Raw genomic sequence first — 13,473 nt, 5'->3', positions numbered from 1 at the left:
TTATTAACAACAGGTTTTATAAACCGCACTCGTTCTTACATTCATGTTAAACAGAAGGCACTTAAGAATCAAAGCTTTGCAAAATATTTTTGCTTGGCAGATGGCAGACAAAAAAGACATTAAAGGAGATTTAAAACTTTTAATGCAAAGCATCGACAGCGTGTATGAAATGTACATCTGGATGTTATCGCTCATGGTAGAAGTGACCGAGTTCACTGCCAACGACGCCGCAGAGCGGGCGAATAAACACTTAAAAACAGCAGACGATTTAAACCCAAATTTGAAATTGTTGCATAATAAGTTTAGTGTTTTAATGCAGCAAAACCCTGAATATGTATCAGCGGTTAAGAAATACAAAGTTGATTGGGGTTTCGATCCGGAGATTCGTAAAACGGTATTCAATTCTTTAAAAGCATCTAAAGAATATGCGGATTATCTGGTAGATCCTAACGAAAGTTTGGAATCATCGAAAGATATTATTAAATATATTTTCAGAAAAATCATTCTGAAAAACCAGGCTATTATTCAGGTTTTTGAAGAGAAATTTATCAACTGGCAAGTTGATCACGAAGTGATGAAAGGCATGGTTGCTAAAACGTTGAAAAATTTCACTTTTGATGATCCTTTCAAAAATAAGTTGACTGAAATTAGTGCCGACTGGACGGAAGACAGCAAATTTGTACAAGATTTATTTGTACATACTTTGCAAAATGACGTGAAGTATCAGGAAATGATTGCGGAGAGAACTAAAAACTGGGAATCTGAACGGATAGCTTTAATGGATACAATCTTAATGAAAATGGCTATTTGTGAGCTGCTTAATTTCCCCTCAATTCCGGTTAAAGTAACCATCAACGAATATTTAGAGTTATCAAAAGATTACAGTACACCGAAGAGTAATTCGTTTATAAACGGTATTTTGGACAAAATTTTAGGCGATCTGAAGAAAAACAATACCATCAAGAAAATTGGTCGCGGGTTAATAGAAGAGTAATTATGAAAAAGGTATTCATTCTCGCCATTGCTGCATTGTCTTTTACAGCATGTCGTAATGCAAATAATTCAACTGCAGAAGTTGCTGGTTCGAACAATAAAACAGTTGTTTCACCTGATGCACCTGTAATCGTATTTGAAAGAGAGATTTTCGATTTTGGGAAGATAGCACAGGGAGAAAAGGTAAATCACGAATTTAAATTCAAAAACACTGGAAAAAGTCCGCTGATCATATCAAATGCAACGGCAACTTGTGGTTGTACTGTTCCAGAGTTTCCAAAAGAACCAATTTTGCCTGGTAAAGAGGGTGTAATCAAGGTGACCTTTAATAGCCAGGGCAAAGAAGGAATGCAGGATAAGGTGATTACTGTAAATTCTAATGCAAACCTGGCAACAGCAAGCGTACACTTGGTAGGCGATGTTCGTGTGGCAAAATAAAAAGTAAGGCTAATTTTTAGCCGATTAAATGTTAACATACAAATCAAATAAATAAGAAATGACATCAACAGTAATTTTACAGGCAGCAGGTGGAGGCAACATGCTAACTACGATTGTACCAATGGTTTTAATCATGGTAGTATTCTACTTTTTCATGATCCGCCCGCAAGTTAAAAAAGCTAAAGAGCATAAAAAATTAGTAGCTGAATTGAAAAAAGGCGACAAAATCATCACTACTGCTGGTATCCACGGACGTATTGCAGATATGAATGATACTACGTTTTTAATAGAAGTAGAAGGTGGTGTTAAAATTCGTTTTGATAAATCAGCAGTTTCTTTAGATGCAACCAAAGCAGCAACCGCACCTGCGAAAGTTTAAAACATTCACTTACAATGGAAAACCGTCGTTCACCAGAGCGACGGTTTTTTTGTTTAAACTTTAATGAGAAATGTACAGCATTTTCTGAAAATGTAAAACTTCAAGATCAGGAACTTCTTTTAAGTCTTTGCATCATTTCTATTTGAGCACCTGTTTACTTTTGCTACATTTGGCAATATTGTTGTAAATTGTTTCGCATCGATAGTCAATTAGATCATAAAATATGCCTTTTATTAGATTAACCCAAATAGAGAAAAGACGTGTGTTTACACTCTTGGCTTGTTTGTTTCTGGCAATTGCAGCATGGCTTTTTATGGCATTAAACAACAAATATATTTATACAGCCAAAACAGTTTTGGTTTTTAAAAATACGCCCATCCGCCGAGCATTTTATCCTTTACAATCAGATACTGTAGATTTGCAGGTAGAGGGAACTGGTTGGCAATTATTGTTTTCACGCTTAAGGATCAGCCCACCTTCCATATCGGTTAGCCTTAGTCAGCTCAATACAAAAGATTTTATTACGTTCTCCGATCAATTATATAACGTAAACCGGCAGCTTGAAAGCACGCAAAAAGTGATTTCTGTAAAGCCGGATACCCTGTATTTTGATTTTACTAAGAGAACGGTTAAAAAGGTTCCTATAAATCTGATAAGTAAATTGGATTTTATTAGCCAGTATGGAGTATCGAGTGATATCATTTTGAACCCAAAATACGTAAAGGTTGCAGGGCCTGCCGAAGAATTAAGTAAAATAACTTTCTGGCCAACGGATACTTTGAAATTGAGTAAAATTCAAGGTAGTACTACCGTTCGGGTAGGTTTGCAACATAGCATTCATAAAAATGTGAGTATTTATCCATCATCCGTTGAAGTTAAATTACCTGTAGATGAGTTTACGGAAAAAACGATTGAAGTACCATTAAAGATTAGTAATAATAAGAATTACAACAACATCCGGTTGTATCCTAAAAAAGTAAAGGTTACTTTTTTAGTTGCATTGGGTAACTATAGTCAGGTGAATGAAAATTTTATCTCTGCAATGGTAGACGTTAACGAATGGCGGGATCTGGCTCATAAGCAGTTTACGGTAAAGATCACTGCATTTCCCGATTATTGTAAACTGATTAGTATCAATCCATCAAAGGTAGATTTTGTAGTAGAAAAATAATGTATAAAGTAGGTATTACAGGTGGAATAGGCAGTGGCAAAACAACAGTATGCAAAATTTTTGAAGTTTTAGGCATCCCGGTATTTTATGCTGATACTGCAGCTAAACAAATCATGGTATCAGATCCATTGCTGGTTGCAGGCATCACGTCCACGTTTGGTGCAAAAAGCTATACTCCAGATGGTAAACTCAATAATAAACACCTGGCTGAAATTGTTTTCAATAATGAAGCAGAACTGGCTAAACTCAACGCTTTGGTTCATCCCGCTGTATTCAGGGCATTTGAAAATTGGGAAAATCAATTTGATTCTACAGTACCTTATACATTGAAAGAAGCCGCGCTACTATTCGAAAGTGATTCTTATAAAATGTGTGATACTTCTATTCTTGTTACTGCCCCCTTTGATTTAAAGTTAGCCAGGGTAATGCAACGGGATCAGGTTTCTGCAGATCAGGTGAAAGCCAGAATGGATAAGCAAATGACCGATGAAGAGAAAGCAAAAATGGCCGATCATTTTATCTTTAATGATGAGAAACAATCTATCATTGAGCAGGTTTTGGCTTTGCACAAACAATTTCTAAAACAAGCAACAGATACGCTGATTTCAGAATAAAAAGTACCTATTTAATAATGAAATTTAAAAATATAATCTGCGATCTTTGGCATCTTTTTATCATAAAATTCTTACCTATTCTTAAATCTTATAAATGATTTTAGACGATTTTATCACCATCACACCAACTGGTTTATATTGTGTATATGGAGATTTCTATTTAGATCCACAACAGCCGGTAACAGAAGCTGTGGTTTCTCACGCACATGGAGATCACGCTATTGGTGGAAGTCAGAATGTGTACTGCACAGCGGCCACCGAATCATTTATGAAACACCGTTACCGAAAATTTGCAGCTGTAGATTTTCACATCAAAACCTATCATCAGTCATTCAAGATTAAGGATGTTATCATTACTTTCTACTCTGCCGGACATATTTTAGGTTCTGCACAGGTGCTGATGGAGTATCAGGGCATAAAGTACCTTTATACAGGAGATTATAAAATTGAACCCGATCAAACCTGCGAACCTTTTGAGTTTGTAAAGGCTGATGTTTTAATTACAGAGAGCACATTTGCGAATCCCGATACCAAACATCCATCACCAATTGATGAGATTAAGAAGTTAAATGCAACCAATGCCAATATCATGTTGGGTGCTTATGCATTAGGGAAGAGCCAAAGAATTATTCAATTACTTAATCAATATTGTCCGGAGAAAAATGTGATGGTTCACCACAGTATCATGCCTTTTGTGAAAATTTATGAAGATTATGGAATGAAACTGGGGAACTATAAAATGTACGACAGAAAGGTGATGAAAAATATTCATGAGCAGCAGGTTTACATTGTTCCGCCTATGGTTTTCCACAGTTATCATAAAGCTATTAATGTGGTTCGTGCTTTTGCTTCCGGGTGGAAAAACCTGCAACAGCAAAATGGCATTTCATTGTATATTTCTGATCATGCCGATTGGGATGCAATTCTGGAAACCATAGAAAAAGTTGCACCACAACAAGTATGGACATTGCATGGTGATGGCACACAACTAAAAGACCATTTTAAAGATCGGTTGGAGGTTAAAATATTGAACTAAGTGACAGGATTTGATAGGAATTTCATCATTTTCAAGATAAACAAATAGCTAGCAACCAATCATTCATTCATTTACACATCAATAATCCACACATTCAAAACTCACTCATTCATTCAATCCCCCACTCATTCAAAATTTAAACATGAAAGAAGGCGAAGATTTTTATTTCAATGAAGATGGCCTGATGGTTTTTACTGAAGCTTACCATTTAAAGCGTGGCTCTTGCTGCAAGAATAAATGTAAGCATTGCCCATGGGGATATGGGAAAAAGAAAGAGAAAAAATAAGTGATTGCTTATATCTGTCAATAGCTAAACCTAACATACTGGTAGATATCTTTTAGCTTGACATTGAAACCGAGGCTAAAAAAGTTTAAACTTTCATCTACATTTTTATATTCATTTAGTTCCCAGTTTTGATTCTCATTGATGTGAAAAGCTTCAACCGAAACGGCTGTAGAATCGATCATGATGTATTCTTTTAGTGATGGAATATCTTTATAGAGGTTAAATTTTTTACCCTTGTCGTAATTTTTGGTTGAAGGAGATAGAATTTCTATGATTACTGTCGGCAGAATTGAGGTGTCTTCGTCAAATTCGCTATGTATTAAGCCATTACAATAGATAGATGTGTCAGGATAGGTAAATAACGTATTCTTTGGAATAGTCATCCTTTTATCACTCCCATAAGGTCTGCAGGGTTTTTCTTTAAGTTTATTAACAATTTCCCCGAAAACATTACTAAAGATTTCATTATGATTATCACCAGCACCCGACATCGCAAATATCTCACCCTCAAAATACTCGTGTTTTATTGATGATGTCTTTTCCATTTCCAGGTATTCCTCAACGGTATAACGTCTTTTTTGATAGGCTATAGCCGGTTCATTTACAATTTTATCCATGTACTAATTTAAATGATTTATTGTTGAGGTTGAAAAAATTAAACGATTAAACGTTTAAAAACGGATAGTGTTGTAACTGTTTGTTATACAGTTTTTTTCGTGTTGTTGTTTAGCTGTTTAAATGGAGAATAAAATTTTGGTGCCTGATTTTAGATAATAACATGCTGATAGATATCTTTCAGCTCGACATTAAAACCTAGGCTAAAAAAGTTCAGACTTTCATCTATATTTTTATATTCGTTTAACTCCCAATTTTGATTCTCATTGATATGAAAAGCTTCAACCGAAATGGCTGTAGAATCAATCATAATGTATTCTTTCAATGATGGAATTTCCCGGTAAAGTTTAAATTTATGACCTCTATCATATTCTCTCGTAGAGGGCGAGAGAATCTCTATGATAACAGTTGGTAGCAGAACTGTATCTTCATCTTCCTCCATGTGTTTCATTTCGTTGCAGTAAATGGATATATCAGGGTAGGTGAAAAGTGAGTTTTCAGGAATGTTCATTCGCATATCGCTACCAAAAGGCATGCATTTCGAGCCTTTTAGTTTATTGGCTATTTCGGTAAAGAGTTGCGTAAAGATAAAATTATGATTCATCCCGGCACCAGACATAGAAGTAACATCCGGTCTGTGAAGTGGAAAAATCTCACCCTCAAAATATTCGTGCTTTTCTTGTGAAACTTTTTCCATTTCCAGGTATTCCTGAACGGTGTAACGTCTCTTTTCGTAGGCTACAGCAGGCTCATTTACAATGTCATCCATAAAGCAAGATAATCAAAATTATAGATTCTTTTACTGCTATTTTTCCACCGGATAATGATAATTTTAGTGGTGACCTGCAAAAAAACCAATTAGTGCAACACCAATTCCCAATAAAACAGCGATCATTTTACGGAGATTAATTTTATGATCTGCACTGGATTCGAATAATATAGTTGTAGAAATATGGAGGAAAATCCCAATAACCACACCCATAATTTTATTAAAGTAAGCCTCAACGCCGCCGATGCTTCCATTACTTAAGCCCAGGCTCACATAAAATCCCAGCGGTGCCATTATAGCAAAAACGCCAAGGTAGATGATAATGCTACCTTTTTTGAAATGATTTTGCAGTAAAATGCTTCCTAGTGCAAATGCCGCAGGGATATGGTGTAATGATATACCAAAAATTAATTCATTATGCTGTTCTTTTGCCAAAGGCATGCCCTCTAAAAATGCATGCAAACAAAGGCTGATCATGATCCCAAAAGGGAAGATATGCCCGTCGTGATGTTTATGGATATGGCCATGTTCCACCCCTTCAGAAAACTGTTCCAAAAATACCTGCAAAAGAAAACCTACCAGAATAAAGATTCCAATTTCTCTTTTATCTGGTCCGCTGAAGGCATCCGGAATTAAATGCAAAACAGTAATGGCAAATAAATAGGCGCCACTAAAAGAAAGAATCAGTTTAAGCAATTTTGATTTATCACTTTTCACCAGGAAAATTGTGGCTCCCCCCAGGAAGGCACAAAAAAATAATACACAAAATTTCCAGATTTCCATAGCTTAAAAATCAGGTTGTAGTTTTTTAAACATTTTTGAACAGATAAACCCAATTAAGGTTCCGAGTAATGCGCCTGCGGTAACATCTACAGGGTAATGAACACCAACATACACTTGTGCAAAACTTATTATAAAAGCCCAAAATATACCAATTGGTAAAATAGGTTTCCATCGGCTATAAAAAATGCCAATCAGAAAAACAGCAATGGCAAAATGATTGGTGGCATGTGCAGATGGAAAGCTCATGCCTGTACCACAGGGTACACGGTGAATAATCTCGTTGGCCAGACTAAAATCATTGCATGGACGAACTCTTGATACTAACGGTTTGATAAGCCTGGCAGAAATTAAATCACCTGCTGCAAAGGTGAAAAGAAGCATTGCGATAATATAATAGCCTTGTTTTTTATACTGCCTGATGCAGAAGATAACAATAAAAGCGTATAGTGGCGACCAGAAATAGCGATTACGCATAAGTGGCATCAGCCAATCAAAAAAGCCATTGGAAAGCCCACGGTGAATTTTAAGAAACAATTCCAGGTCAAATTGCTGTATGCTCTCTATCATGCTTTTTTACAAATTAGAATCAACCTGTCTGATGTGCATTCATCGAAATCTTCCAATTCATAATTGCCAAATGTTTTATGAATGGTCATTCCTGCTTTCGTCATCATGCGTTCAAAATCTTCAAAGCTAAAGGCCTGCACCCGCTCTTCGAAATTGTAAATCTTTCCTTTATCATCAAAATTAATTTTTTTAATGATTTTTCCTTCAACTACGTTTTTGGTAATATTGAAAGTGATTCCGTCTAATGACTTCACCTCGCAAGAATTGAGATTCCTGATGATTTTTCCGGTGTTGAAATAATCAATAACTAAAATCCCCTCAGTTTTAAGGCACTTTCTGAAAGTTTTCAGGGCATTTACATGCTCTTTCTCTGTGTCGAAATAGCCAAAACTGGTGAAAAGGTTTAAGGCAATATCGAAATAATTGATATAGAAAAGCTTGCGCATGTCGTGCACCAGAAAATGAAGTTTATTATTTTCAAATTGTCTGGCATACTTAATACTTTGTTCTGAAAGATCGATTCCAGTTACATCAAAGCCTTTTTTGTTGAGGTAAATGGAATGCCGGCCTTTTCCACAGGCAATATCCAGCATTTTTGAATCGGTATCCGGATGAAGAAATTCCGTTAGCTTATCAATAAAAAATTCGGCTTCAGCATCATTTCTTTGTTGATAAAGAATATGATAATATGGCGAATTAAACCAATATTGAAACCATTTGCGCTGCATAAAAAAGCTGTTTGTATTTTAAAAAGTTGCAAACTTAGATAAAATTGGATTAACCGCAGAACATTAAATTCACAACCGAAGCCGTTTTAACACTCTTTGAGCAATCATTAAAATAACCAAATTTGCGCAAATATAAGATTTTACTATTGCTTAGAAACGAGTATCATGTTTTTATGCAACAATATTGCAATATTATTGATGTTAAAAAGTAAAATCCACTGAGATGATTTTCAAAAACCATATCAAATTGGCCGAAGTTGGTAAAGTATTTCTACTAAATACATCGTATAAATAGATATAAACTAAATGTAAATTAAGTTTAGTAAGGGCGCTAAAATGGCTGTCGTCTTGTTTTTTTTCTTATTTTTGATGCTTATCATTAAATATAATAAGTGACTTTAATAAAATCGATTTCAGGAATAAGGGGAACAATAGGCGGGCAGGCAGGAAATGGCTTAACGCCGATTGATGTAGTGAAATTTACTGCTGCTTTTGGAAGTTGGGTTATTCAGAAAACAGGGATTAAAAGAATTGTTTTAGGTCGTGATGCCCGTATTTCCGGCGAAATGATTAATCATTTAGTGATTGGCACTTTACAGGGCTTGGGTATAGAGGTGATTGATTTAGGTTTATCAACCACACCAACTGTTGAAATTGCGGTACCAGATGAAAATGCAGGTGGCGGGATCATTTTAACGGCCAGCCATAACCCTAAACAATGGAATGCATTAAAGTTATTAAATGCAGCCGGTGAATTTATCAGCGATGCTGATGGAAAAGAGGTTTTAGACCTTGCCGAAAGTGGTGCATTTGAGTTTGCTGATGTAGATAAATTAGGGAAGGTAATCAATAACGACACCTACCTTCAAAAGCATATAGATAAGGTTTTAGCATTGCCATTGGTAGATGTTGAAGCTATTAAAAATGCAGATTTCAAGATTGTTATCGATTGTGTGAACTCTACCGGTGGTATTTTCATCCCCGCTTTATTAAAAGCGCTGGGTGTTAAAAGAATAACAGAATTGTATTGTACGCCGAATGGTCACTTTCCGCATAATCCGGAGCCACTGCCAGAAAACCTGGGTGATATTGCCAAAGAAGTGCAGAAGCAAAATGCAGATTTGGGCATTGTTGTAGATCCTGATGTTGACCGTTTATGTTTCGTAAACGAAGATGGCAGCATGTTCGGCGAAGAATATACTTTGGTTGCCGTAGCAGATTACGTATTAAAGAATACACCCGGAAATACGGTATCAAATTTATCGTCTACCCGTGCACTACGCGATGTTACTGAAAAGGCAGGTGCTGAATATCATGCTGCTGCAGTAGGCGAGGTGAACGTGGTTAATAAAATGAAAGCTTGCAATGCCATCATTGGCGGCGAAGGGAATGGCGGTATTATCTATCCGGAATCTCATTATGGCAGAGATGCATTGGTTGGAATTGCCTTGTTTTTAACGCATCTGGCTAAGTTCGGTAAGTCGATTTCTGTTTTGAGAGGCAGCTACCCACAATACTATATCTCTAAAAACAAAATTACGCTTACGCCAGAAATGGACATCGACAATTTATTAAAACAAGTTGAAGAGAAGTATAAGAAGCAGCCGCACAGCACAATAGACGGCTTAAAAATTGAATTCGATAAAACATGGGTACATTTGCGACGTTCAAACACAGAGCCAATTATCCGGATTTACAGTGAGGCTGAAAACGAAACCGTAGCAGAAAGCCTGGCAAATAAAATTATTTCTGATATCAAAGAAATACTGCATTTGTAAAATAACATTAAGATCGCTCCAAAAAATAGAATAAAATTAATTCATGAGATCATCTGCAGGGATGAAATCATTTAAATGGTTAGAACACATATGAAAAGGGTTTATTTAGATAATGCAGCTACAACACCATTAGATAAAGAAGTAATTGCAGAAATGAGTAATGTAATGGAGAATTATTTCGGTAATCCCTCTGCCATTCATGCACTTGGACGTGAAGTAAGAACTTTAGTAGAAAAAGCCCGTAAAACTGTTGCTAACCTTTTGGGTGCTTCTCCATCAGAGATTTTTTTTACTTCAGGCGGCACCGAGGCAGATAATACCGCTATTCGTTGTGGCATTTCTGCTTATGGAATTAAACATGCCATTACCTCTAAAATAGAACATCATGCGGTAGAGCAGACTTTAAATATAATGCTCAAAAATGGTGAAATAGATAAGCTGAGTTTTGTTAATATTGATGAAAGGGGCAATATTGATTATGCACATTTAGAGGAATTGTTGCAGAATAATGATCGTACTTTTGTTTCTTTAATGCATGCTAATAATGAATTAGGTACGCTTACCGATATGATTAAAGTGGGTGATATCTGCGAAAAATACAATGCAATTTATCATGCAGATACGGTTCAAACTATGGGCCATTATGTTCATAATGTTCGCGAATTAAAAGCGCATTTTATTGTTTGCGCAGCTCATAAACTTCATGGTCCGAAAGGCGTTGGTTTCTTGTTTGTAAACAGTAATGTTAAAATCCCACCGATGATTTATGGTGGTGCACAGGAGCGTAATATGCGTGGAGGAACTGAAAATGTTTACGGCATTGTGGGTTTGGCAAAGGCATTGGAAATTGCTTATTCAGAAATGGATGCGCATCAAAACTATATTCAATCTTTAAAAGATTATTTAAAAAATCAACTTATTGCTGAAATTCCAGGGATTACGTTTAATGGGGAAACTGATGCAGATAAAAGCCTTTACACCGTTTTAAACGTATCATTTCCAGAAATGGATATGGCAGATATGTTATTGTTTAATCTGGATATAAATGGTATTTGTGCATCAGGAGGTAGCGCTTGCTCTTCAGGATCGAATATTGGTTCGCATGTTTTAAATGGTATTCACGCCGATCCTAATCGCCCTTCCGTGCGTTTTTCTTTCAGTAAATACACTACTAAAGAAGAATTGGATTACGTTATAGAAAAAGTTAAAATGGTGGTGAAGCAAAATGCATTAGCCTAAAAATATCAATAACCAAATAGAATAGTCCCGATGAGAGTCGGGATTTTTTTTTGAATAAGTTTTTTGCTTTTAGAAAGCAAATGCAGTTCCCTGCTTATTGTTAGTCCTGCTTTTCGTTTCAAGTCCTCACCTGATAAAAAATCGGGTTTGCGGGCTTTCCACTACAATCAGGTTTAAACTCTGCAAAACTGTGGTGCTATTTAAGGCCGTTCCGTTCTATAGTTTAGAAATATTTATTATCTCATTCGTAATAAATAAGCAAGAAATTAAATTTATAGCGCTTGTAAATCTGAAATTAAAACCTTAGATTTAATTAAGACAAAGGCAAACCAAAAAGCCAATACATCCTGTTCCTCAACGATACCTTATCAAATCCCATGGTATAAGGTGAAGCAAATTTTAAAATAACTTTTTTGCAGGTTCTCTGGCAGAGAACTTTAATCACGTTTGAAATTTATCTAACCATGGGGGTGTAAGCTTCCTTTAAACCCGTAGCTATGGAAACCAATCAAGTCACCCAAAATCAAGACAATGTTCAATCAGAAAGTAAATTGATTGAAGAAAGAAAACACATTTACAACTCATCTAAATTTTCTTTCGAATCCTCTCATCATTTTGATAAAGTCCATAAAAGAAAATTTCATTCTTTTGGTTCAATACATGAATTAGTAAAACTCCCGGGAGCGATGTTTTAATTAATTTAACATACTTTAATGTTTTGAAACTTCCCTCAAAAGGGGAGGTAGAACAATGTTATTGTTCAAGCTAAAACTATTCCCAAAACAGCTATCAAAAACAAAATAATTTTTTGCTTGTTCCTTAAATACATCAATATTAAAAACTATGGGAACCGATAAAGAAAAAGGCAAAATCATTGAGAATGAATTGCTTGATAAAACTGCTGAAGATATTAAAGAAAATAGAAACCTTGATGATAATAAATCATCAAAGGTGGCAACAAATCTATTCAACAAGGATAAAGGCAGGAAGAATAATGCCTTTGGTCCAGGACATGAGCCGGGTACAACTCCAGGATCAGGGATTTAAGAAGTTAATTCTTCATCAGAAATTATTAAATTTAAGCCACAGCACGCGTTGTGGCTTTTTAGTTTTAGCTTAAATATGGAAAGAAGAACATTTATTAAAAATTCTGCACTGGCAATGGCCTTGCTGTCGGTTTATAAAACCGATGTTTTTGCTCAGCAGGAATTATTCAGGGCTTATAATTTTAAAGCCTTGAGAAACAATGTAGGCATCTTTACCGAGCAAGGTGGAACAATTGGCTGGTTAAATTCATCGAGTGGATTTGTAGTGGTAGATGCCCAGTTTCCCACTTCTGCGCCACATGTTATAGAAGAATTAAAAAAACTTGGCGAAAAACCTTTTAAATATTTAATTAATACGCACCATCACGGTGATCATACTGCAGGTAACATTGCATTTAAAGGATTGGCAGAGAAGGTAGTATCACATCAAAACTCTTTAGTGAATCAGAAAAGAGCAGCAGAGAAAGCCAACAACCTGGATAAACAATTATTACCCGATACCACTTTTGGAACGGGATGGAAAGCACCTGTTGGTGGTGAAAAAATAAGTGCTTATTATTATGGTTCTGCCCATACCAATGGTGATGCCATTTATCACTTTGAAAACGCCAATACAGTACATGTTGGTGATTTGGTATCCAATCGGAAATATCCATATATCGACAGAGAAAATGGGGCGCACATTGGTAATTGGATCACTGCCTTGGATAAAATTCATAACCAGTTTGATAATGATACCCTGTTCATCTTTGGGCATAGCCGAGAACCTGAGAAGGTAACAGGAAACAAAGCAGATGTAAAGGCTTTTCAAAACTATCTTCAAAACTTACTAACCTTTGTTAGTACAGAAATAAAAGCCGGAAAAAGCAAAGAAGAGGTTTTAAAGGCAACTACCATCCCGAATGCACCGGAGTGGCAAGGTGAAGGAATTCAAAGAAGTTTAACTGCCGCCTATGATGAATTAAAGGGGAATTAAAATTACGCTGTAGATCATCAGACTATTGAAATACAAAATCTGCGAATCTGCGGTC

The 13,473-nt window shown here is 35.8% G+C and carries 17 protein-coding genes; 12 read left to right on the top strand and 5 right to left on the bottom strand.

Going from position 1 to position 13,473, the window contains the following annotated elements:
* Nucleotides 1–43 precede the first annotated feature (43 nt).
* The 7 genes from nusB (at nucleotide 44) to ACN1CD_RS12325 (ending at nucleotide 4,917) form a co-directional block, all read left to right on the top strand.
* Complete coding sequence (gene nusB, locus ACN1CD_RS12355) at nucleotides 44–994, top strand: transcription antitermination factor NusB (protein WP_419130696.1); 951 nt, start codon at nucleotides 44–46, stop codon at nucleotides 992–994.
* A 2-nt stretch (nucleotides 995–996) separates the two neighbouring features.
* On the top strand, nucleotides 997–1,431 hold the full coding sequence (locus ACN1CD_RS12350; protein WP_419130695.1) for a DUF1573 domain-containing protein: 435 nt from the start codon (nucleotides 997–999) through the stop codon (nucleotides 1,429–1,431).
* A 58-nt stretch (nucleotides 1,432–1,489) separates the two neighbouring features.
* Nucleotides 1,490–1,810 carry a preprotein translocase subunit YajC gene (gene yajC / locus ACN1CD_RS12345; protein WP_320465366.1) on the top strand — a complete coding sequence of 107 codons (321 nt, stop codon included), beginning with the start codon at nucleotides 1,490–1,492 and terminating at the stop codon, nucleotides 1,808–1,810.
* Between the two features lie 223 nt (nucleotides 1,811–2,033).
* A complete protein-coding gene (locus tag ACN1CD_RS12340; protein WP_419130694.1) occupies nucleotides 2,034–2,981 on the top strand; it encodes a CdaR family protein in 948 nt (315 codons plus the stop codon).
* Nucleotides 2,981–3,595: a dephospho-CoA kinase gene (gene coaE / locus ACN1CD_RS12335; RefSeq protein ID WP_419130693.1), complete on the top strand. Its 615-nt coding sequence runs from the start codon at nucleotides 2,981–2,983 to the stop codon at nucleotides 3,593–3,595. Before ACN1CD_RS12340 ends, coaE begins: the two co-directional genes overlap by 1 nt.
* A 94-nt stretch (nucleotides 3,596–3,689) precedes the next feature.
* The gene (locus ACN1CD_RS12330; RefSeq protein WP_419130692.1) at nucleotides 3,690–4,631 is read left to right on the top strand and encodes an exonuclease; all 942 of its coding nucleotides are present in this window, start codon (nucleotides 3,690–3,692) and stop codon (nucleotides 4,629–4,631) included.
* A 142-nt stretch (nucleotides 4,632–4,773) separates the two neighbouring features.
* Nucleotides 4,774–4,917, top strand: coding sequence for a DUF5522 domain-containing protein (locus tag ACN1CD_RS12325; protein WP_167515635.1), 144 nt, complete (start codon nucleotides 4,774–4,776; stop codon nucleotides 4,915–4,917).
* Between the two features lie 17 nt (nucleotides 4,918–4,934).
* On the opposite strand, the gene ACN1CD_RS12320 is transcribed toward ACN1CD_RS12325, so the two are convergent.
* The 5 genes from ACN1CD_RS12320 to ACN1CD_RS12300 form a co-directional block, all read right to left on the bottom strand.
* Nucleotides 4,935–5,534 carry a Uma2 family endonuclease gene (locus ACN1CD_RS12320; protein ID WP_419130691.1) on the bottom strand — a complete coding sequence of 200 codons (600 nt, stop codon included), beginning with the start codon at nucleotides 5,532–5,534 and terminating at the stop codon, nucleotides 4,935–4,937.
* Nucleotides 5,535–5,683: 149 nt separating this feature from the next.
* Nucleotides 5,684–6,301 (bottom strand): Uma2 family endonuclease, encoded by a 618-nt coding sequence (locus tag ACN1CD_RS12315; RefSeq protein ID WP_419130690.1) that lies wholly within the window; start codon nucleotides 6,299–6,301, stop codon nucleotides 5,684–5,686.
* A gap of 63 nt (nucleotides 6,302–6,364) precedes the next feature.
* A complete protein-coding gene (locus tag ACN1CD_RS12310) occupies nucleotides 6,365–7,084 on the bottom strand; it encodes a ZIP family metal transporter (RefSeq protein WP_419130689.1) in 720 nt (239 codons plus the stop codon).
* 3 nt (nucleotides 7,085–7,087) lie between these two features.
* The gene (locus ACN1CD_RS12305) at nucleotides 7,088–7,651 is read right to left on the bottom strand and encodes a phosphatase PAP2 family protein (RefSeq protein WP_419130688.1); all 564 of its coding nucleotides are present in this window, start codon (nucleotides 7,649–7,651) and stop codon (nucleotides 7,088–7,090) included.
* The gene (locus ACN1CD_RS12300; RefSeq protein WP_419130687.1) at nucleotides 7,648–8,379 is read right to left on the bottom strand and encodes a class I SAM-dependent methyltransferase; all 732 of its coding nucleotides are present in this window, start codon (nucleotides 8,377–8,379) and stop codon (nucleotides 7,648–7,650) included. The genes ACN1CD_RS12305 and ACN1CD_RS12300 overlap by 4 nt, the downstream gene beginning before the upstream one ends.
* Before the next feature lie 392 nt (nucleotides 8,380–8,771).
* On the opposite strand from ACN1CD_RS12300, the gene glmM reads away from it, so the two are divergent.
* From glmM to ACN1CD_RS12275, 5 genes are all read left to right on the top strand, one after another.
* The gene (glmM, locus tag ACN1CD_RS12295) at nucleotides 8,772–10,157 is read left to right on the top strand and encodes a phosphoglucosamine mutase (protein ID WP_419130686.1); all 1,386 of its coding nucleotides are present in this window, start codon (nucleotides 8,772–8,774) and stop codon (nucleotides 10,155–10,157) included.
* Between the two features lie 90 nt (nucleotides 10,158–10,247).
* Nucleotides 10,248–11,396: a cysteine desulfurase family protein gene (locus ACN1CD_RS12290; protein WP_419130889.1), complete on the top strand. Its 1,149-nt coding sequence runs from the start codon at nucleotides 10,248–10,250 to the stop codon at nucleotides 11,394–11,396.
* 497 nt (nucleotides 11,397–11,893) lie between these two features.
* Nucleotides 11,894–12,091 carry a hypothetical protein gene (locus ACN1CD_RS12285; protein WP_419130685.1) on the top strand — a complete coding sequence of 66 codons (198 nt, stop codon included), beginning with the start codon at nucleotides 11,894–11,896 and terminating at the stop codon, nucleotides 12,089–12,091.
* Nucleotides 12,092–12,239: 148 nt separating this feature from the next.
* Nucleotides 12,240–12,443 carry a hypothetical protein gene (locus ACN1CD_RS12280; protein WP_419130684.1) on the top strand — a complete coding sequence of 68 codons (204 nt, stop codon included), beginning with the start codon at nucleotides 12,240–12,242 and terminating at the stop codon, nucleotides 12,441–12,443.
* A gap of 75 nt (nucleotides 12,444–12,518) precedes the next feature.
* Nucleotides 12,519–13,418 (top strand): MBL fold metallo-hydrolase, encoded by a 900-nt coding sequence (locus ACN1CD_RS12275; protein ID WP_419130683.1) that lies wholly within the window; start codon nucleotides 12,519–12,521, stop codon nucleotides 13,416–13,418.
* The last annotated feature ends 55 nt before the right edge of the window (nucleotides 13,419–13,473 follow it).

Origin of the sequence: Pedobacter sp. N23S346, assembly GCF_048515415.1 — a bacterium.
GTDB lineage: Bacteria > Bacteroidota > Bacteroidia > Sphingobacteriales > Sphingobacteriaceae > Pedobacter.
The sequence above is the reverse complement of the archived record's forward strand: the minus strand, read 5'-3'. Positions and strand labels throughout refer to the sequence as shown.